The organism is Aequorivita sublithincola DSM 14238 (assembly GCF_000265385.1).
GTDB lineage: Bacteria > Bacteroidota > Bacteroidia > Flavobacteriales > Flavobacteriaceae > Aequorivita > Aequorivita sublithincola.
Genome location: NC_018013.1, coordinates 2497962 through 2517903 on the forward strand (window position 1 = coordinate 2497962; position 19942 = coordinate 2517903).

17 protein-coding genes are annotated in these 19942 nt (G+C 34.0%); 1 reads left to right on the top strand and 16 read right to left on the bottom strand.

Annotation, left to right across the window (positions count from 1 at the left end; translation table 11 throughout):
• Positions 1-144: 144 nt before the first annotated feature.
• The 7 genes from AEQSU_RS11450 to AEQSU_RS11485 form a co-directional block, all read right to left on the bottom strand.
• Entirely contained in the window at positions 145-768 is a 624-nt protein-coding gene (locus AEQSU_RS11450) for a hypothetical protein (protein ID WP_014783014.1), read from the bottom strand.
• A 220-nt stretch (positions 769-988) separates the two neighbouring features.
• On the bottom strand, positions 989-1837 hold the full coding sequence (locus AEQSU_RS11460) for a carboxypeptidase-like regulatory domain-containing protein (RefSeq protein ID WP_014783023.1): 849 nt from the start codon (positions 1835-1837) through the stop codon (positions 989-991).
• Positions 1838-2116: 279 nt separating this feature from the next.
• A complete protein-coding gene (locus AEQSU_RS11465; RefSeq protein ID WP_014783024.1) occupies positions 2117-3226 on the bottom strand; it encodes a hypothetical protein in 1110 nt (369 codons plus the stop codon).
• Between the two features lie 146 nt (positions 3227-3372).
• Positions 3373-5082, bottom strand: coding sequence for an AIPR family protein (locus AEQSU_RS11470; RefSeq protein ID WP_014783025.1), 1710 nt, complete (start codon positions 5080-5082; stop codon positions 3373-3375).
• A 179-nt stretch (positions 5083-5261) separates the two neighbouring features.
• Positions 5262-5885: a hypothetical protein gene (locus AEQSU_RS11475; protein ID WP_014783014.1), complete on the bottom strand. Its 624-nt coding sequence runs from the start codon at positions 5883-5885 to the stop codon at positions 5262-5264.
• 1178 nt (positions 5886-7063) lie between these two features.
• Complete coding sequence (locus tag AEQSU_RS11480; RefSeq protein WP_014783026.1) at positions 7064-8029, bottom strand: T9SS type A sorting domain-containing protein; 966 nt, start codon at positions 8027-8029, stop codon at positions 7064-7066.
• Positions 8030-8503: 474 nt separating this feature from the next.
• Entirely contained in the window at positions 8504-9628 is a 1125-nt protein-coding gene (locus AEQSU_RS11485; RefSeq protein WP_014783017.1) for a hypothetical protein, read from the bottom strand.
• A 218-nt stretch (positions 9629-9846) separates the two neighbouring features.
• Between AEQSU_RS11485 and AEQSU_RS11490 the strand changes: the two genes are divergently transcribed.
• Positions 9847-10605, top strand: coding sequence for a tyrosine-type recombinase/integrase (locus tag AEQSU_RS11490; RefSeq protein WP_425358410.1), 759 nt, complete (start codon positions 9847-9849; stop codon positions 10603-10605).
• A gap of 3 nt (positions 10606-10608) precedes the next feature.
• Here the strand turns inward: AEQSU_RS11490 and AEQSU_RS11495 are convergent, their stop codons facing one another.
• The 9 genes from AEQSU_RS11495 to AEQSU_RS11535 form a co-directional block, all read right to left on the bottom strand.
• Complete coding sequence (locus AEQSU_RS11495; protein WP_014783028.1) at positions 10609-10974, bottom strand: hypothetical protein; 366 nt, start codon at positions 10972-10974, stop codon at positions 10609-10611.
• A gap of 297 nt (positions 10975-11271) precedes the next feature.
• On the bottom strand, positions 11272-11760 hold the full coding sequence (locus tag AEQSU_RS11500; protein ID WP_014783029.1) for a hypothetical protein: 489 nt from the start codon (positions 11758-11760) through the stop codon (positions 11272-11274).
• A gap of 188 nt (positions 11761-11948) precedes the next feature.
• Positions 11949-12407 carry a tRNA (cytidine(34)-2'-O)-methyltransferase gene (locus AEQSU_RS11505; RefSeq protein ID WP_014783030.1) on the bottom strand — a complete coding sequence of 153 codons (459 nt, stop codon included), beginning with the start codon at positions 12405-12407 and terminating at the stop codon, positions 11949-11951.
• Positions 12408-12427: 20 nt separating this feature from the next.
• Positions 12428-12796 (bottom strand): hypothetical protein, encoded by a 369-nt coding sequence (locus tag AEQSU_RS11510; RefSeq protein WP_014783031.1) that lies wholly within the window; start codon positions 12794-12796, stop codon positions 12428-12430.
• 321 nt (positions 12797-13117) lie between these two features.
• Positions 13118-13924, bottom strand: coding sequence for a peptidylprolyl isomerase (locus AEQSU_RS16490; protein WP_014783032.1), 807 nt, complete (start codon positions 13922-13924; stop codon positions 13118-13120).
• Between the two features lie 360 nt (positions 13925-14284).
• Positions 14285-14392 carry a T9SS type A sorting domain-containing protein gene (locus AEQSU_RS17085; RefSeq protein ID WP_157429277.1) on the bottom strand — a complete coding sequence of 36 codons (108 nt, stop codon included), beginning with the start codon at positions 14390-14392 and terminating at the stop codon, positions 14285-14287.
• A 22-nt stretch (positions 14393-14414) separates the two neighbouring features.
• Positions 14415-16940 carry a M4 family metallopeptidase gene (locus tag AEQSU_RS11525; protein WP_014783033.1) on the bottom strand — a complete coding sequence of 842 codons (2526 nt, stop codon included), beginning with the start codon at positions 16938-16940 and terminating at the stop codon, positions 14415-14417.
• Positions 16941-16963: 23 nt separating this feature from the next.
• Positions 16964-17938 (bottom strand): T9SS type A sorting domain-containing protein, encoded by a 975-nt coding sequence (locus tag AEQSU_RS11530; protein WP_014783034.1) that lies wholly within the window; start codon positions 17936-17938, stop codon positions 16964-16966.
• A gap of 170 nt (positions 17939-18108) precedes the next feature.
• Positions 18109-19692, bottom strand: a complete 1584-nt coding sequence (locus tag AEQSU_RS11535; protein WP_169313461.1) for a M28 family peptidase — start codon at positions 19690-19692, stop codon at positions 18109-18111.
• Positions 19693-19942 lie beyond the last annotated feature (250 nt).

Here is a 19942-nt window from a genome sequence, read left to right on the forward strand (position 1 = left end):
AGGTAACGGTTTTGTATATGAGCTGTGGCGTGTTTTGGCACGAACCTCTCCAAATATAAACTAACTTTGGGAAATCCGCAGGATTTTCCAAGTGAGGACAGACCAAGCCATAGCTTATATACGGTGTTGTAAAACGTTTTTTCCTCACTCAATTTCCATATAGATTAAAAAGAATTGTGGTATTTTATATTTCTCATACCAATTTTCAATGTCTATTCCACCTTGCGAAACTTCACAATAACCTAAATTTCCTTTACTTGGGTCTCTATTTGGTGGCGTTATCAATGCGATTTGAAAAGGTTTATGCAGTTCAAATTCAAGACCGTCTGTTGTAATATTAATTTTTCTTAAACTAAAGTCGCCATCTTTAAACTCGCTTTTTGTGTCGAAGATTTTTTTGTTCAGAAATCTTGGGAAAAAGAAACCTATTTTTTCATAATTCAGAATATTTTGCGTGATTAAACTAAATTGAAAGGTTGTGTCTATTTTAGGTAATCTTTCTTTTTCTGTGTTTAAAACTACCAACTCATTAAATAATTTTCCGTTTTGGTATTCTTTAATGATTAATTTATAGTTTTTTCCGTTCAGGGATTTTTTGTCATTCTCGTTTAGTGAGAATTTTAATTTTTCAATCCCTTGAAAATAATTCATTTGTAGGTCATTATTTTCTTTTGGAAAATCATAATCGGCTTTCAGTTCAAATTTTTCTTGAGCTTGTGATATTAATGAGCCGAAAATCAAGGTCAATACTAAAATCAGTCTTTTCATTTTATTGTTATTTTGTTAATATTTTAAAGACGAAAAAAATTTTGTTGTGGTGCTAAATTTTTTTCTAAATGTTTTACAACGTGTTTGTATATGAGCTGTGGCGTGTTTTGGCACGAACCTCTCCAAATATAAACTAACTTTGGGAAATCCAAAGATTTTCCAAATGGGCACAGACCAAGCCATAGCTTATATACGGTGTTGGCAACTGGCGCTCTCGCACTCATTGCTCATAGGTTAATTCCATTGAAGACGAAATTCCGCCATATTTTTCCCACGAATTTTGACTTCCAAATTTATAATAATGTGTCGAACCGAAAGAAGGAATTATGATGGGTAAATTCAATTTGTTTCCGTTCGCAGAATGTTCAATCCATTCTACTGCTACAATTATATCTTCCTTGACAATAATATTGAAAGGTGTTAAATCAACCTCAATCCAACCAGTATAACTTTTAGATGCAGACGTGAAAATATTCGGGATATTCAATTTATTTTCTGGTCGATTATCATTATTTAAAGTGTAAATATTGATTCTAAATTTGACTGAGTCAAAATTGTTGTCTTTTATAAAAAACTTGAATTTCGTTAATTGACTTGGGTCATCATCGCCTAATTTAAATTTTCGGCCGATTTCTGTACCCAAATTAATATTTGGTAAATCTGGATTAGCGAAAATTGTTTGTTGTTTAGTGTTTGTTCTTGACTTACCGTCTGTGTAAGTTTTCATTTTCTTTGAGGTTAGAAATACCTCATTTAATGGCTCAGCAAAAGTTTTTAGTTTAATGTTTAGTGTGTTTTCTGTATCTAATTTTGATATAATAAATTCCTCACTTTTAAAACCAAGGCTTGAGAATTTTAGTGTATCGCTTTTCCTTTCACAGTTTAAAATCAGTTTAAATTCCCCATTTGAGTTTGAAACTGTTCCCAAAGATTTATTTAAAACTCCAATACTTGCATATTCAATCGGATTATTAATGCTGTCCGTAATTATACCGCTAATTTCAAATTCTTGACCAAGACTTGAAAAAATGCTGAATTGTAAAAGCAATATTGAGATAAGATATTTCATAAATTTATTAGTGTTTTAATTATAGCAGTATTTTTTTTTCGCTTGTTGCCAACGGATTTGTATAAGAATAGTAGGGCGGAAAAAGGCGACTACCATTCGGTTGAACACAAGCCGAATTTTTAAATTTTTCTTATAATTTTTTTTCTTCAATAAGCCAAATTTAAAAATTTGGCGACCTTGCAAAAGATCACTTACCATTGGGTTAAGCACTCATTGCCCTATTATTTTTATACGTTGTTGGCAATAGTTATTCTTCACGAAACCATTTTTATCTAAAATTTAGATTTCTGAAATACCAAAATCAATAGAAATTCCATTATCAGCATCTTGGTTTATTTCAATAAAAAGAAAATCATTAGAATTATTGTTATCAACGTAATATATACTGTAATTTTTATTTTCTGTAATAAAATAATAAGGCGTTCCTCCGTCTTCGTATGGAAGTTGATAAACTTTAGTGAAATCAATTATTATATCCTTATAATTTTTGTTTTTAATAGTTAATCGACCTCCCTTATCTTTGTCTGAAGCTATTGATATGTAATGAGGATTATTTATATTCGGTTCTATCATTTTTTCTTTTTCTTCGATTCCGTTTTTCTTATTTCTAATTGAAACTGTATAAGAACGCATATTTTTGTTAAAGGCAATTATGGGATAACCCATCAAATCAAAAATGTTTTTATCCTCTTTTTCGCTTATTTGCGTGTTGCTTTTAGAATCTACATTTTCATTATCATTTGGAAAAACAGTATTGTATTTTTCGGATATTCTTTCTTTGGAATAGCTGTCATCGGTACAAATCTCGCATATTTTATAATTGCTTTTTTTTGCTGACCTTATATCAGTTTTAGAAATTTCTGACTTACAATTTGCAAGACCCGAGCATTTTAAGTTCGTATGAAAAGCATACGAATTATCGCTTTTGCAAACAAAAACAGTTGTTAAGTCAGAGTTTTCATCAATAAAATTATTTAATTCAGATGGGAATTCAAGCGAAATACGCATTTCACTAAAATTAAATCTTATTTTATTTCCGACGTAAGTTTCATAGTTATAAACTATGCTTTCATTCTTGTCAGTACAGAATTGGAACCTAAATTCTGCATTGTTTTGAATATCGTGAACTATGGATAAATATTCGCTGTCAGTTTTGAAATCGAAAATTACCGTAACTCCAGTTGACTTATAAAACTTTATATTTTTACTATCTTCTTTACCCTGAAAATATGGTAAATCTGCATTTCCACTCGAAATATAATCTCCACTATTTAGCAAATATCTTTTTAAATTCTCTGCTGTTGAACTGAAATGGTTAAATGTAATTTTTTGTCCGAATACTATACTCGAAATTAGAAATGCTAAAATTAATGTAAAATTTTTCTTCATAATTATTGCCAACGTTTGGGTATATGAAAAGTAGCGGCTTAAAATGTAATAACTTTCGGCTAAAAACTAAATTTCGTAAACAGCGAAAATCTTCGATTTAGCAATGAACCCGCTATTTTTTATATACTGTGTTGGCGGTAGTGCTTTCACTTCTTTGCGTAATCTATTAAAATCTTTGTTTTTTGTAAAACTTTTAAATTTTGTCTATCTGATTTGTCAAAACCTGAATTTTCTATAATATCAGTACATTTCTTGAAGGCTTTCAATGCTTTGGTTTCATCATTTAATATAAGCAATAATTCCGAGCAAAACTTTTCCATTTTTTTGTGATTGTTTAATGGTGGTTGATTTTCTTTTTCGCTTATTATTCTAAAAAGCATTAAAATGTGAAATCTCACTTTTTTAAACGAACTGTCTATGCTACCCTTTCTAAAAAATGATTCTAATTTATAGAAAGCAAAAGCACTTGTATAATAAGGGGCATATGAATGGTCATTATTGAAAATTTGTGCTTTACCTTCATTAAGTCTTTTAACAATTGTTCCAAAGAAACTTGTTACATTATGAGGTTCATCTAAAAACATCGCTGCAAAAGACTTTATTTGATATGGTACAGTAATGACTTTTGATTTTAGAACATTATTGTCAGAATTGTATTGCTTTGCTCTCCTTTCATAATATATTTTTGCATCGCCTGTGTATGAATTATAATATTGTTCTAAACTTCTTTGAAATTGTGTTAAAGCGGCTAATTGCTCTTTTTTAATCGGTGTTTGATTATTAGTTGCAAGTGTAATTCTGGTTTTGATTTCATCATCATTAGTTGCAATTAATTTAATTGGTATTCCAACTTTACCAATGTTACCACTTTTTCTATTATTATATAAAACGTTACTTGTTTGACAGCCATTTACAATTTGATAATCTGAAATTGTAAATTGGTCTCCAGTTGGTGAAATTGAGCTTGCAACAATTGTCACTCCATTATTTAGTACACTAAATATTTCCGAATCCTCGTTGTTTAAAGTAAGAGCAATTCCGCCGTTTACATCGTTGTTATCTCCTTGGAAATCTCTAACGTTATCTTCAAATACATTTAGAATATTATCTTCACTATCTGACACAATTTTTAAAAATTCAGAGAATGGCAAAAGTCCTATATATGCTTGAGATACTCCATTTATTTTTGGTAATGTAATTCTATTATTAAAATTTATTGTTGTACTTATTGTTTCCTTTGTTTTTCTGTAAGCTGTTGCCAATTCTCTTGCACCAAATGGATGAAAAGTAACTTTTTCGAAAAGGTTAGTTTGTTCAAGATTTACAGTACCATTTTCTATTACCCCTTTTAAATTAGCATCATCCATCCATTTTCCCGTAGTAATGTAAAATAATTTGATTGAAGGATTTTCTCTAAATCTCGGTGCTTTATTAATTATATAATTGGAAACTTCCGCAAATTTTTTGATATCTTCATTCCGAACTAATTTGGGATTAGTTGCGAAAAAGTCAAGAACACCAAATAAAAATGTACCTATGTCAGCACCCTCGAAACTTGGTGAAGTTTTGGATTGCACAAACAAGTATTCAATTTCCAATGAATTATTTTTCTCTAATAAATCATCCACTTCATCAGTGCTTTCTACAAGTTGTCCATTAACAATAATGGCTATACCATCAATTCCTGTATCATTGCCATCTCCAACGGTCAAAGTCTCAATATCAAATGTCTTATTGTATTCGTTTGAGACAACTGTGTAGTTTGCCAACTTTTCAAAATCTTTTGATTCGTCTTCAGAGTTTATTTCTAAATTTGATAATAATTCTGTAATTAAACTTTCTGTTATTCTATCCATATTTTCAATTTATTACGAGTGTTTTTTTGCATTACTGCCAACGGTTTTGTATATGAGCTGTGGCGTGTTTTGGCACGAACCTCTCCAAATATAAACTAACTTTGGGAAATCCGCAGGATTTTCCAAGTGAGGACAGACCAAGCCATAGCTTATATACGGTGTTGTAAAACGTTTTTTCCTCACTCAATTTCCATATAGATTAAAAAGAATTGTGGTATTTTATATTTCTCATACCAATTTTCAATGTCTATTCCACCTTGCGAAACTTCACAATAACCTAAATTTCCTTTACTTGGGTCTCTATTTGGTGGCGTTATCAATGCGATTTGAAAAGGTTTATGCAGTTCAAATTCAAGACCGTCTGTTGTAATATTAATTTTTCTTAAACTAAAGTCGCCATCTTTAAACTCGCTTTTTGTGTCGAAGATTTTTTTGTTCAGAAATCTTGGGAAAAAGAAACCTATTTTTTCATAATTCAGAATATTTTGCGTGATTAAACTAAATTGAAAGGTTGTGTCTATTTTAGGTAATCTTTCTTTTTCTGTGTTTAAAACTACCAACTCATTAAATAATTTTCCGTTTTGGTATTCTTTAATGATTAATTTATAGTTTTTTCCGTTCAGGGATTTTTTGTCATTCTCGTTTAGTGAGAATTTTAATTTTTCAATCCCTTGAAAATAATTCATTTGTAGGTCATTATTTTCTTTTGGAAAATCATAATCGGCTTTCAGTTCAAATTTTTCTTGAGCTTGTGATATTAATGAGCCGAAAATCAAGGTCAATACTAAAATCAGTCTTTTCATTTTATTGTTATTTTGTTAATATTTTAAAGACGAAAAAAATTTTGTTGTGGTGCTAAATTTTTTTCTAAATGTTTTACAACGTTAAGCGGATATGATCCGTACCGTCTCAAGACCTTTTATAAAGATACTATAATTCGGAAAATTGGAATAGCTTTAAATGATATGCCGAAAAAAGGTATGGGTTATATCCGCCTGTTGTGTTTAGGTTTTTTGGGCCCACCCATGGATCTTTTGGCAACAACAAAACCGGAGTTTTGGCGACCCGGCATACAGCTGCTGCGCAAGAGTGCCTGGGCGATTTTTTGATATGCGGTTTATTCTTTGGATAAACAGCCGTCTCAAAAAGTAATTTTAAGCCCGCAATGCGCTAAAAATCAGGGCACAAAAGGCAGCGAACCCTTGACATTGTGATTTTTTTTCGCTACCTTGACCAAGTCTTCTTACGTTGACAACGTTTGGAAATGCCAATTTCCACGATGCAATCGACAAGACTTGGACGCACAAGTGCGTTTTCTGTCCAGATTTTCCCCGCTAAAAAACCAATTTAAAATTCGGCCAGAACAATAGGTCGGTAAAATTAAATGCAACGGTTAGTATATGAAAAGTAGGCGATTTCGAAGCACGAATCTTTCGGTTAAGGACAAACTTTGATACGAGCCACAAGCTTTGAATTTAGCATTATTTCGCCTATTTTTTATATACATTGTTACCTGCTGGCTTTTTGCGTATTGTTTATTTCAGATTTCAATTCAAATTCGACTTTATTTTAGTCGTCAGTCGCAACCATAAAACAATACCCTTTCACAATTTTCCAAGAACGATATTATAAATCTTACCATTTACTTCAATTTCCGATTCCGTCAAATCTGTGAATTTCATATAGGTTTATTAGAACTATAAGAAAATTTCACTTCTATGGATTTCAATAGTTTTATTCCAGTCAAAATTAGAAATATTTTAAATGGATTTCGTTTTCCATTTCTAATTAATTGAAATGTACTATTTGTCAAAGATTGCTTTTATTTTGAGTGTTTTTAATTTTTTCTCCATATAAATAAATTACGATTCCAATAAATTACATAAATAAATGAATTTTTCTATTATTTATGTGTTGTATATAGCAACGAAAAAGCCCTAAATAAATTCAAGGCTTTAAAATTTGATTACTGAAATAAAGATTATTGCTTTAAAATTTTTTGAGTGAGTGTACCTGCAGAAGTATTTAAAGTTAAAATATAAAAACCGCTAGATAGAGATGATGTATCTATCGAACCATTAACCAATCTAAGACCCGTATTTGCGCCTAAAATATTTATTAAATTTGCATTGTTTACATTTACGCTAGCAGGCACTTTTACGTTTAAGATGTCTGTTGTTGGATTTGGGAATACTACAACTAAGTTTTCAATGTTCTCACCAACACCTAATAACGGTTCACCTTCAACAGTGAAACCCATACTGATCACTGGTAAAGAATAGACTGAAAATGGAGTCCAATTTGTTGCACCTATATTTAAGAGATTCGCTGGATCAATAAAATGTGCTTGGTTTATACCAGCACTTCCGTAAGTAGTAAACACCTTCCAAGACGCAAAATCCCCTACGTCAAAAATATCAAGTCTAGGAGCCGCAACGACCCAATAGTTGCCAGCAGGCAAAATAAGCTCTTCACCTCCATTGGCAAGTGTAATATCTAACTCGAATGCATAAAAATTTCCGTCAGTATTTATAATGTTAAGTGCATCACCTAAAGGATCATAATTTACTATTTCCAAAAGACCAGAACCTGGAATTACTGGATTTCCGTTAGGGCTATTATCAACCGAATTGCCATAAATATATAAATCAAGACCCTCTAAAATATCAAGAAAGTTGTCACCATTCTCATATCCAAAAACAGTAATTTTATCAATTCGGGATGATTGCGTAAGTTCGAAATCATCAGCACTAACAATCATATTCCCTGATTGATTAGTTATTGAAGAATAACTTCCCCAAGGAGCAAAAGATGTTTGATCCCATAACAGAGATTGTGAACTGTGTGTGTAATTTGGAAATGATCCTATTGAGTTAACAGGAAACGACTGTGAGTTAGCCGCAAAAGAGAAAATAACCGCAGCGATTAATAACGTAGTTTTTTTCATAGTAATAAGTTTTATTTTTCAAATAACATAAATTTAAATTTTTTCCCTCAAGAATTGAAAAAAAATATGTTAAATTTATTTTATTCCCAATACTGAATGCAATTCGCTTTTATAACTTTTGCCAATACGAAAATATTTTCCGCGGACTTCAAATCCGAAATCATTGTATAAATCGAGAAAATTCCGATTGCAAGCGCTAAAATTGATAATTGAGAATTTCTTATCATCAATGTTTATTGGTCAGCACGATTTTTTTCCAGCTTGCAGGTAACGGTTAGTATAAAAGAAGTAGGGCTGTAAATAAGCAATAAATTTTCGGATTAACCACAAGCCAAATCTTTTGCATTTTGTTTTATATTATTGTTCTAAAAGCCAAATCAAAAGATTTGGCGACCTCATAAATATGCCTTAACCATTGGGTTTAGCACTTACTTGCCCTATTTTTTTTATACATTGTTGGCAACAGTGCTTCTTTTATTCACTATCCTTATTCTTTCTTTTCAGATGACTTGGAAAAATTACATATTTTAAATTTAAATCCATTTTATTATATGGCATTTGAAGTGTTTCAGAAGTACCAGTTTTATGAGCGCAATATTTGTTTACAATGCAAGCTCCACACTTTTCGCTATTAGCAATGAATTGAAAATTTTGTATTTTATTAATAACCAAATCTCTAACATTTGTATGTATGTTTTTTAAAGCCACTAAATTTTCGTCCGATTTAATTACTTTTACTGATACATTATGAATATATGGTTTCTCAAATTCATAATCATAAAACCAATATATTAAAATCCCATAATCAATTTTATAATCTAATATGTATTTTATGTACGATGAAAGTTGTATTAAATGATTAGAATAGAATGAATTTAGAGAAAAATTTTGTTCATTAAGTTTTCGTTCATAATATGGTGATTCTTTATCTAAATCTTTTTTTAAAAATTTAAATTTTTCTTCGACAACAAAATATTTATCATTTGGGTCTTTAAAAATATAATCAGGTTGACCAATGTAATTTTCTTGAGTATTAATAAAGTATTTGTTTTCTTTATCGTGACCAGAAAAGATTAATTTACAACTCTTAATTTTTCTTATAGTATTATTATTTAAAACACTATCTTCAAAATAGTCTGAAAATGATTCTTTTTCTAAATTTAACTTATTAATTAATCTTAATTTTTCGTGGAAATATTTCCCGACATTTCTTTTCTGTTTACCTGTTGGAAATTCTATTTCAAATGATTTGGATATCGAAAAACTTGCTGGGCAATAATCATAATTAGCTAAATCAGTTGCTGTTATAAAATCCTTTTCATTAAATGATTTTAATTTTATCTGTGATAAATCCTTTTTTATTTCAACTTCTTTCAATAATTCTTCTATAACTCCAGAATTGCTATATTTCCAAATCCATTTATCTACTGTAAAACCGTTTGGATAAGTGTCGACTCTTAATTCTTGATAATATCTTCCATAAATATCCTCAAGTTTATTTTTATAGCCGTTTATAAAATCTTGATTTGAAAAGCCAATTTTTTCAAATAAATAATCTAAAAAAATTCGCTGTTTTTCGCTAAATGGCTTCCAAATCATATTAGCTAAATTTAATTATTTTTTTTGCATTGTTGCCAACTATTAGATATACGCAATTTAACAAAAAAGTGCTTATATACAACCTAATTAGTACGGTTATAAGTAACTTTTGTTGTATTTTCACATACACAACCCTTTAGTTGTATATACGCATGTTTACCGAGTTTGAAATATTACTCAAAATTAAAAGATATAGCCCCAACACTATCAGTACATATGTGGGGCTTCTCCAGTCTTTTAGTGACTATATAGGCGAATTTCAGGAAATTTATCGATTGGATGCTAAACACCTGCTTCAAAAAATAAGGGAGATTATTATAGATAAGAGTTACGCATATACAACCCAAAAGCAATTGTTGAGTGCCTTGCAATTGTATTTAAAAGAAATGCACGGTCGCGAAACAGATTTTAGCACTTTGCGTCCCAGAAGTCCCCAAAAAGTACTTCCCGATATTTTAGCTTTAACGGAAGTAAAATTGATTTTGGACAGAACCGAAAATATAAAACACAAAGCCATGCTCACTACTATTTATGCCTTAGGCTTGCGCAGTGGCGAGCTCATAGATCTGGAAATTGTGCATCTGGATGGTAGTCGCAATACGGTGTTTATTAAACAAGCAAAGGGCAAAAAGGACCGTATGCTTCCTTTTCCTGAAAAACTAAAGGAGCTGCTTAGAGCATATTATAAAACCCACAAACCCAAACGGTTTCTTTTTGAGGGGCAAGATGGCGGGCCTTATACTGCGGGCAGCTTAAGAGCTGTTTTTAAGCAAGCTACAAAACGTGCTTCTATTAAAAAGAACGTTACTTTGCACAGTCTTCGGCATGCTTTTGCCACACATCTGTTGGAATCCGGGACAGATCTTAGAGTGATTCAGGAACTATTGGGGCACAATACTATAAAGACCACGATGCTCTATACGCACGTGACCTATGCACATCTATTAAAGGTGAAAAGTCCGCTGGAATTACTATAACCTTCAGCCTTTCCGCAGTACCGCCATCAAGGTTTCCAACTTAGCATTCAGCAGTTTGTTCTGCTCCTCCAGCTCGGCAAGGCGTTCTTGGAGGGGCAAGGTAGGGTCTGGGGCTTTGGTGGTAAAGTCTTGTGGCAGCTGGGCGGCGAGATCTGCAAAAAAGTTGTGGTTTAGCCCAAGGGAAAGCTCCCAAAGGATACTGCATGAAAAATTGTTCTGCCTTTGGTAGCGCATCACGCTATTGCTGCTCTTGCCCATTACTTTTGCCAAAGAGCCTTTCCGTGTTCGGTTTTGTTTAAAGTATGCTTTTAGCATGGCCCCAAGAGGGGGCATAGGCACTTCTTGGATGGTATTTTTTTTATAAGTCATAAATACTTGGAATTTAGTTAGATAAAGTATGGTATTTATTAGATAAAGTATGGAATATGATAGATAAAGTGTGATGTTAGTTAGATAAAGTATGAGTTTTGATAAATAAAATATGGTATTAGTTATATAAAGTATGAAGTCTATTAGATAAGCTATGATTTTTGATAGATAAAGTATGGATTGTGACAAATAATGTATGGAATATGGTAGTTAATCTATCAAAAACCATCATATTTATACTAGCGCCAAGTGCAAAAAAAATACGGACAATGCCCGTATTTTTTAGGTTCGCGCCTTTTAGGGTGTAGTTTCATCAACTGGTCTGCCGTTGCCCTGCCCTTCAAAGCGTACTTTCAGCTTTTCAAAGCTCTGCTTGGCTCCAGAAATGCCAGCTTGGTTGGCAGCGTCATAGTTTTTGAAAACGCTCAACGCCATGGTGTAGGCCTCGTGGCCCGCTATACGTTTTAAATCTGCTACCTTTTGGGCTGCGTTCTGTAAGCGACTTTCAATGTTATCCAACTGTTCAAAAAGCTGAATGTCATTTTGCAAGAACGTGGCGTTCAGGTAGGGTGGCAAGATGGAAAGACCGCTTCCGTTCATTTCTGCTAGTACGTCTTCTGCAAACACTTTGTTGTTTACGTTTATGGCGCTGTAAACACCTCGTTGGTTATCGTCTAGGCTGCCTGTGGGCAACGCTGCTTCCAAAGTGTTGATGGATTCTGTGATGTTTGCAATGGTGGCACCGTCTAGCACCTCATTCAAATTGTTGTCTGTTAAATTGCTCATAATTAAAAAATTTAAAAATTAATAATGGCGCTAATATTTAAAATTTAGTAATACCAGTCAAGAGGGAAACCCCTGTATTTAATGGGGGATTTCCCCCATTTTTTAGGTGAAGAAATTAGAGGGTAATAGCTTTGGACAGAAAGACTAGCATTTTGTTATGAATTGGTACTGCTTTTTGGTTTGGCTTGCTACGCGTTTTTCAAACTCCGAATCCCTTCATAAACCACAATACTAACGGCATTGGCAAGATTCAAACTTCGAATATGAGGGCTGAAAATAGGGATGTTGTAAACCGTATCTGGATTTTCTGCTATTATGTTTTTGGGCAAACCAACAGATTCTTTCCCAAAAATAAAAAACATATTGTCTTTGTAATCAATAGCGCAGTAATCTTGGGTTCCGTGACTTGAAAAATACACAAAATTTCCACCCTTGTTTTTTGCGTAAAAATCTTCAATACTTTCATAAATAAAGAGAGAAATATGCTGCCAGTAATCTAAGCCTGCTCGTTTTAAACGGGTATCGGTTATTTCGAAACCAAAGGGTTTTACGAGGTGTAAATGGGCTCCAGACGCTAAACTTAGCCGACCTATATTCCCGGTATTGGTGTGTATTTCTGGTTGAAAGAGTACAATATTGAAGGGCATTAGTTATACTTTAGAATTGATTATTCCTTCACATCTTCCACTTCTTCGCTATCCAAAGTATCAGATTTAGCTAAAAGTTTATTGGAGACTTTATAGGTCGCAGCATAAGAAAGTCCAGGGTTACGAGTTTTGAAAGTTAAAAATGCTTTGTTATACCATTTTGGGTCCGTGGCTTTCTTTTTTAAATCTTCATGCGTGGCAACGGCGGAGACTTCACCATTTAGCGAAGTCTCAATTTGATATACTCCAATTCCAAAATGTTCAACGCGTTGAAGAAGGGTTTCAAAATCCGACTCTGAAAAGACGTGAACAGTCTCTTTGTCAGGTCCATCATTCAAGTTTTTTAAATCAGTAAATATATTTTTTTCTAAAAATTCAGTTTGTTCCATATTGTTGTAAAGGTTAGCTATATTTTTTAAATTTCGGTTTGTTTGGTTGGTATTTTATTTGCGATTATAGTCAAATAATAGGCTGAAAGTTAATGCATAATTTTTTTTAACTCGGTTGTTCGTTAACTAAAGTAGTGTTTTTTGTTAAAAGTTTATTGGAAAATTTATAGGTTTCGGAAGCTGAATGTCCAGGTTGCAGTATTTAAGTTTGCTAAAAAAAATTTCAGTTTTTCTTTCTTCTACTTACCTATAGCTATAAGTATAAAAAAGCCTTCGACCGCAGTTATGCAGAAGAAGACTTTTAAGTTGTTAATGATACGTTTATTGTTTCACTAAATTTTTTACAACAGAACCTTCATTACCAGTAATCCGAACTATATAAACTCCTGAAGCTAAGGATGAAATATCAACTGTTTTTTCACGTGACATTTCTGACAAATCTACATTGCTTAGCATTCTTCCACGCATATCATATATGGTCAATTTTTCCAATGACGCATCAGAATATAAAGTGAATTGGTTTTTTGCAGGGTTTGGATAAATCGTGTATGAAGATTCGTTTGCATCCAAATCGTTGATGGATAGCGGTTGCGTAACTCTTACCCTATTCATAACTACGGGAGTTAAAGGTCTGTCGTTTCCGTTAACAGGAACATTTTCAATCAATTCAACAATGTCCCACCCAGAAATTACAATTCCAAAAACGGGGTGTGCAGATGAAAGGGGTGGTTTATCATAATCTAAAAAGATATTGTCTTTAAGGTTGATAAAAAACTGACTTCCTCCTGAATTAGGTTGCCCTGTGTTTGCCATAGAAAGTGTTTTCTTTACGTTGGAAAGACCAGGAACAAATTCGTCAGGAATGGTATATCCAGGGCCACCACTTCCAGTTCCCGTGGGATCTCCACCTTGAATGACAAAGTTTTTAATTACGCGATGAAAAATAATACCATCGTAAAATTCTTGATCTACTAAGCTTAAAAAATTGCCAACAGTGATAGGCATTTGCGCATCGTAAAGCTCCACTTCAAAATCGCCCAATGTAGTGTAAAAGGTAACGACGGTTTGGGAGTTTGCAGTTCCATAAGAACCAATAAGTAATAGAAAATAGAGTAGTGTTTTTTTCATGATGTTTAAGTTTGTTTAGAAATTAAATATATGTGAATTATTTGGGACTCGTTCAATAACTAAGAAAAATTATTCCAAATATTCCGGTATTTCGCAAGCTGTGCATACTTTTATCTTCTTGAGAAGAATGGTTAGAATTCGCTTTTAATAACTGCGTAGCACAGATTCAGGCAATCTTTAAAAATTCAGAATCCTTAATCTATCAGTAATTCTAAGATTATAAAGGATATGGTAAAAGTAGCTATGATTGCTAAAAAAGAGTTCCAGTCTTTCGATCTTCTAATTACCTATAGCAATAACTAAAAAAGTCTTTGACTACAGTTATGTAGAAGAAGACTTTTAAGTTTTTTAAAGATACGTTTACTGTTTCACTAAATTTTTTGCAATGTAACCTTTATCACCAGCAATTCGGACTATATACACTCCCAATACTAAGGATGAAATATCAATTGTTTTTTCGTTTGACATTTCAGACAAATGATAAGCTTAACTATTCCTTAAGTACTTTAATAATATTTGATCTGCCATCAATAGCCGTAACTTTTAAAATATATATTCCGGAACTAAACCCAGTTAAATCAATATAATCCTGACTTGTGTTTGATGCTGCCAATTGGCCATATATATTATAGACTTCCAAGGTTTTTATTGGGGTTGTGGTCTTTATATTTACAACTCCGCCAGTTGGATTAGGGTATGCCTTAATGGTGTTTTCAAAACTATTATCTGCAATAGAAAGCGATTCACAATTATAGACCATAATTTCATCCAAGGCCCAACCCAATACACCAGCACATTTATCTGTTCCTACTTCAAACCTGAATTGAATGGTTGAGTTTGCCGTTACTCCAAGGGTAGATAGATCTATAACACTAGTTCCCCATGTTAGATAAGCAGCTGCACCATCTGAAGAAGTAAAGCCTGGCTCGCCAGATAACGGATTTTCAGTGGTATATAATGCATTATAATTATAGGGGTTCTCAGTGAATGAAGATGATTCAACTAAGTTCCAATTCCCTCCATCTACACTATACTTAATGTTTGCTCCGTCATATCCTTTTTGTAAAGAGATTGTGTGATTAAAAGCCATTTCAAATATAGGGTTAGGATCATTTGGCATGGTAATAATTGGACTCGTTAGCCGAACAATACCTTCTTGACCATTTGTTGAGCAAGTGGCATAATTATCTGCGGGTCCATAAGCAATATTTCCTGCTCTATTAGATAACGGGCCAGTATAAATCATCCAATCTCTAGGTACCCATAAAGCTGGATGCACAGGTAGTTCCTCATGGGTCCAATCGCCAAATCCATTTTCCCAATCTTCAAAAAATATTGGATTAGCAGTTGCGGCTTCACATAAATCAATTGTTAAAGGTTGCAAAATGGTTGTAAAACATTCGGGGCGTGGATCGTTTCTTAATTCTACGGCAAGTATGGTATTGCTAACTTGCGTAAGGTCATTTGCCGTAATTATTTCGCCGGAAGGTCCTGCTGGTGTTGTGGTTGACAATCCTTCCAGATTGATGCCCATTAAATCTGTAGTGGCAGCCTCCAAAGCATCTGCGAAGGTAATGAACCCACTAGTCTCGGTTAGATATTGGCTCTGTGCCCTCCAAAAAATATGGGCAGCTTTTGTAAAACCAATACCAGAGATGGTCTGTCCATTATAACTACCGCCATCTACCAATAGTGCATAAAGATGGTTGGGAACCCCAGAATTTCTATGTACTCCAGCTTGATCGGTTCCCAAACACCAAAATTGGGGATCACTTACTTTTCCTGGGTCTCCTTTGCAAGTAGGATCCCACATATCTCTTATTGCTCCTCCATAACCACTTGCGTCTTCACCCTCCATCCAGCGATCAGAGCTATTACATCCAGTTCTAAGTGAAAGATCTTCCCCATCATCTTCATACCCATTCAATAAATCGACAGTTTCTCCCCAAATATCCGAATAGGATTCACTAAGAGCACCAGATTGCCAACTATAGATTAATCCACTGTTATATTCAGTATAGGCGTGTCCCCATTCGTGAGCAATAATATCATCTGTAGCTGTTCCATCACAAAAATTTGCAGTGGTGCCGTTCCAGTTGGCATTTGGGCAAACGATTCTTGGGTCGTTATTAATTACTTTCATTGGTATATCTGCTCCATTATACGATACATATCCAAAAGCATTTTTAAAAAAATTATAGGTATGTTCAGACACCACTACTTCATTCTGTTGCCATTGGTTAAGCGTCCCGGGAAATGGATCGCCTTCTTTCCAAACAATGTTTGAAGTATCTACTTCATAAATAGTGCGGTCTATGGCATGGGCTATTCCGGTATATTGTTCTACTAGTTTGCCTGTGTGAGCGTCTATAAATAGAAATTCCCTTACATCCACTTGGTTGCCCACTTCAACTTTATAAACAAGATGTTGTGCACCGCGATAGCCCTGTGTCATACCTTTTTGAAATATGTACAAGGTGCTTTCCTTTACTTGTAAAGGGACTCCTGAAAAATTGATGTTTTGGTTGTGTATTGTCTCCAGCGCAATGGATGAAGCTTGCGACTGGGAGATACTGGGAATAGGATTTATATAAATGTTGGAAATATAGTTTCCATTAATGGCAGTCAGCTTTTTTTCAGTATTAAAATGAAAATATAATTTGCCGTCAAAAATGGGAACCCCATTATAAACTTGCGTTAATACAACCCGTTTTAACCCATATTGGTCTGTTTCGGTTGCTTTATGAATAAAAGATTCGTTTACGTCTTCTACATTGTAAATGCCTTTGTTTTTTTCTAGAAAAGACATTGTTTTCTTATAAACTGTGTTGCCTTTTAGCTTTAAAGGTTTCGAATATGGAAATCGAACAAATTGTACAATTCCACAGTTTTTGTTTACGGTGATTACCGCATTTGTCTGTTTTGTTAAAGCATCAATTGATGTTTGAACATTTTGCGCGAATGTCAATGTACTAACTAGTAGTAAACATATGACGATTGAAATAATTTTTTTCATGACTTTTGATTTTATTGATTAGTTTATTGTTTCAGTAATTTTTTTACAACTGAATTTTTATCATCGGTAATCCGAACGAAATATACTCCCGAGGTTAAGGATGAAATATCAATTGTTTTTTCCTGCGGCATTTCCGACAGATCTATATTGCTCATCATTCTTCCACGAATATCATATATTGTCAATTTTTTTAATGACACATTAGATTGTAAAATGAATTGATTTTTTGCTGGGTTTGGATACAAGGTAACAGCTGTTTCCAGAGAATTGGAGTTTATGCTAAGAGCCTCGTTAAAGGATATATCCATTATCAAATCTAGTCCTTCGGAGGTTAATCCGCAATTTGTATATGGAGACCAAACAATACAGCCACCACCAAATCCATCTAGGGGGTTCTGCCAAGCATAAATCTCTCCGTTTCCGTCTGTTGCAGTATCCCAATACCATTGTCCTGCTTTAATAACATTTAATACTGCCTGAACACTCAACCAATATTTTGTGCCACCCGTTAATGCCGGCCCTCCAGTTAGTTCTAAAATGAAATCCCCATCATAGTTATCATCAACAGTTCCAGAAAAATTTTCAGTGTATATCAGAGTTCCCGGCAATCCGCCATCATTTTCAAACAACCTAAGTACTATCTCACTGTCGGGATCTCCACTAAAACCAATCTTGTCGAAAAATCCCATTATTGAAACTTCACAAATTGTGGATTCGCCAGTACCGCGAGCCTCAAAATCATCTGCCGCCATATTGTCATAGGCATCATAGGTTTCTTCAAAATCTTGGGATGTTACCCCTCGTAAATTATTAGGTATAGCGTTGGTATAATTTGAAAGAACTCCGTCACAAGTAACTAAACTGGAAGGTGTAATAGTAGGATTGGGTGAAAGCATGCCAGAAGAAATTACTGGAGTGCTTTTTTTGGCGGCTTGTTGTCCTGACATCGAGAGGGTCAAGAGTGCGCAAAATACGAATGGAAAAGTATATGTTTTCATAATTTGAAAAATTTAAGATTAGTAATAGAATATATAAATCATTGCTTTCCGGTTACATTAACGCAGGATTCCTGTATAGGGATAACAAGGTGGTAATAGACTAAGGTTATAATTGGGGAGAATTAAAATAAAATATTAAGCCATTTTAGCTTTTAAATTCGAATTGTAATTTAATCCGCAATAATAAAACTCAGGGATTTTGTGACATTCCCAGATTTAAACCTAAGGATGTAAGAGCCGTTAGCTAAATTTTGTAAATCAATTTCGGAATTGCTGGTGCCTGCTGAAAATTCTAGAACGTCCTGATAAACACGTTTTCCAACTAAGTCGTAAATTTCAACACGCGATGTAAATCCAGTTTTAGCATTCTCAACCCGTAATGACAAGAGGCCATTTGAAGGATTTGGAAATATAAATATGTCTGCTACAAACGGTTGATCGTGTTCGCCAATGCTCAGCCAGGTAGATAAATCGGCTTCGTCAAAACCTGCGCTAATGGGTACGGCCAGTTCGGCGGCGGTGGCTAAAACTGCTTTTACTACATTCTTCATAAATTCGAAATCGAGGGTGCCAATGTTATCACCTGGAGTGTGATAATTGGGGTTTCTAAAATTAGCAGTATCAGTAAGCATTAGCGCTTGTAAACCTGCATCCCAAAACATTGCGTGATCACTTCTGCGAAGATCCGGTGCAATTTGGCCCGTACCGGAAACAGAGACCGTAATTAATCTTAATTCGGGAACATAGTTTTCAGAAGCATCGATAAAAGCTGTTAATAGCGGATTTGAATTAGTGTTGCCAACGCCAAATAGAAAATTTCCGCGGAAATCGTCATCTGCCATCTCTTGTACAGCTTCTGGAAAGAGTGTCCCGAAACCCGCAGGCACCGTTTGCGAATTTATTTCATAAGAATAAAAACCGATCATCTCCATATTTAAAGTTCCTTGTAAATCCTCAAATGGTTTAATGCCGTTATAAATGTACCTGTTGCTTCCGTTAGGCCATATACTTTCCTCAGCATCAAAGCCAATAAAGCGAATGGAATGCTCAAAAGAATATTGTGATAAGATACGAAGTGCTTCCAACGTTCCTGCAACCGCCGAGCCGTTGTCGTCTGCCGCTGGACTGCCAGCAACCCCATCAAAATGACCATCTATAATATAGGTGGTGGCTTCATCTTTTACACCGGGTTGACGACCTATAATATTCTGCATCATAGTATGGTAATGAAGGAAAGAATGGCGTTCGGTCTGAAGATTTGCATCCCAAAAAGCATCTTCAATAAATGTACGTACTTCTTCCAGATGAACAGGGGTCGTTAAATAATGTCGCTCACCTTCAATAAATTGTAAGTTGCTCAGTAATTTCGTTTCATCTACCTGACTGACCATTTCGGCTATATCAACCGCTTGGTTATCTGAGGCAAATAGTTTAATGTCCACACTTCTAATTCCTACGGTCAAGTCTGAGTAATCCCAAGTTAAAGAAAGTGTTGGGTTAGGATTTATACCTGTACCGATATCTCCGGTAATGTTAGCTTGTGGAATCGTTTCAAAATAAATTCCATCGTCTAATGACATTTTAAGCCATACTTCACATATATTACTTTCAGCATCGTTTAAAGAGTAATTAACGGTAAGGGTTTTTGCAGTTTCATCTGCTGTTACATCGGTAATCTGAATTTGTGGGGCAGTGTTTTGAGCAAAGCCCACTAAAGTGAAAAGAGCTACAATTAATGTTAGAAAATAATTCATTCTACTGCGCCGACACCCATTTTTGCGAGTACTAGATCTATTGTGGTCTCTTAATTGGAGTGGTTCGGCAGGAATGCCAAGGTAATTCTCTGTTCTTCCTGTTTCGGAGTGGATAAAGTTTAAATGTCCCATAGTGGTATATTTAAAGAGGTTAATATTCTTTTTTTACAATCAATTGTGGGAGTTGGTATTTTTATAAGTAATTAGGAAATCGTTTAAAGAGTTGTATAGAACTTATGCTAAAGCATCA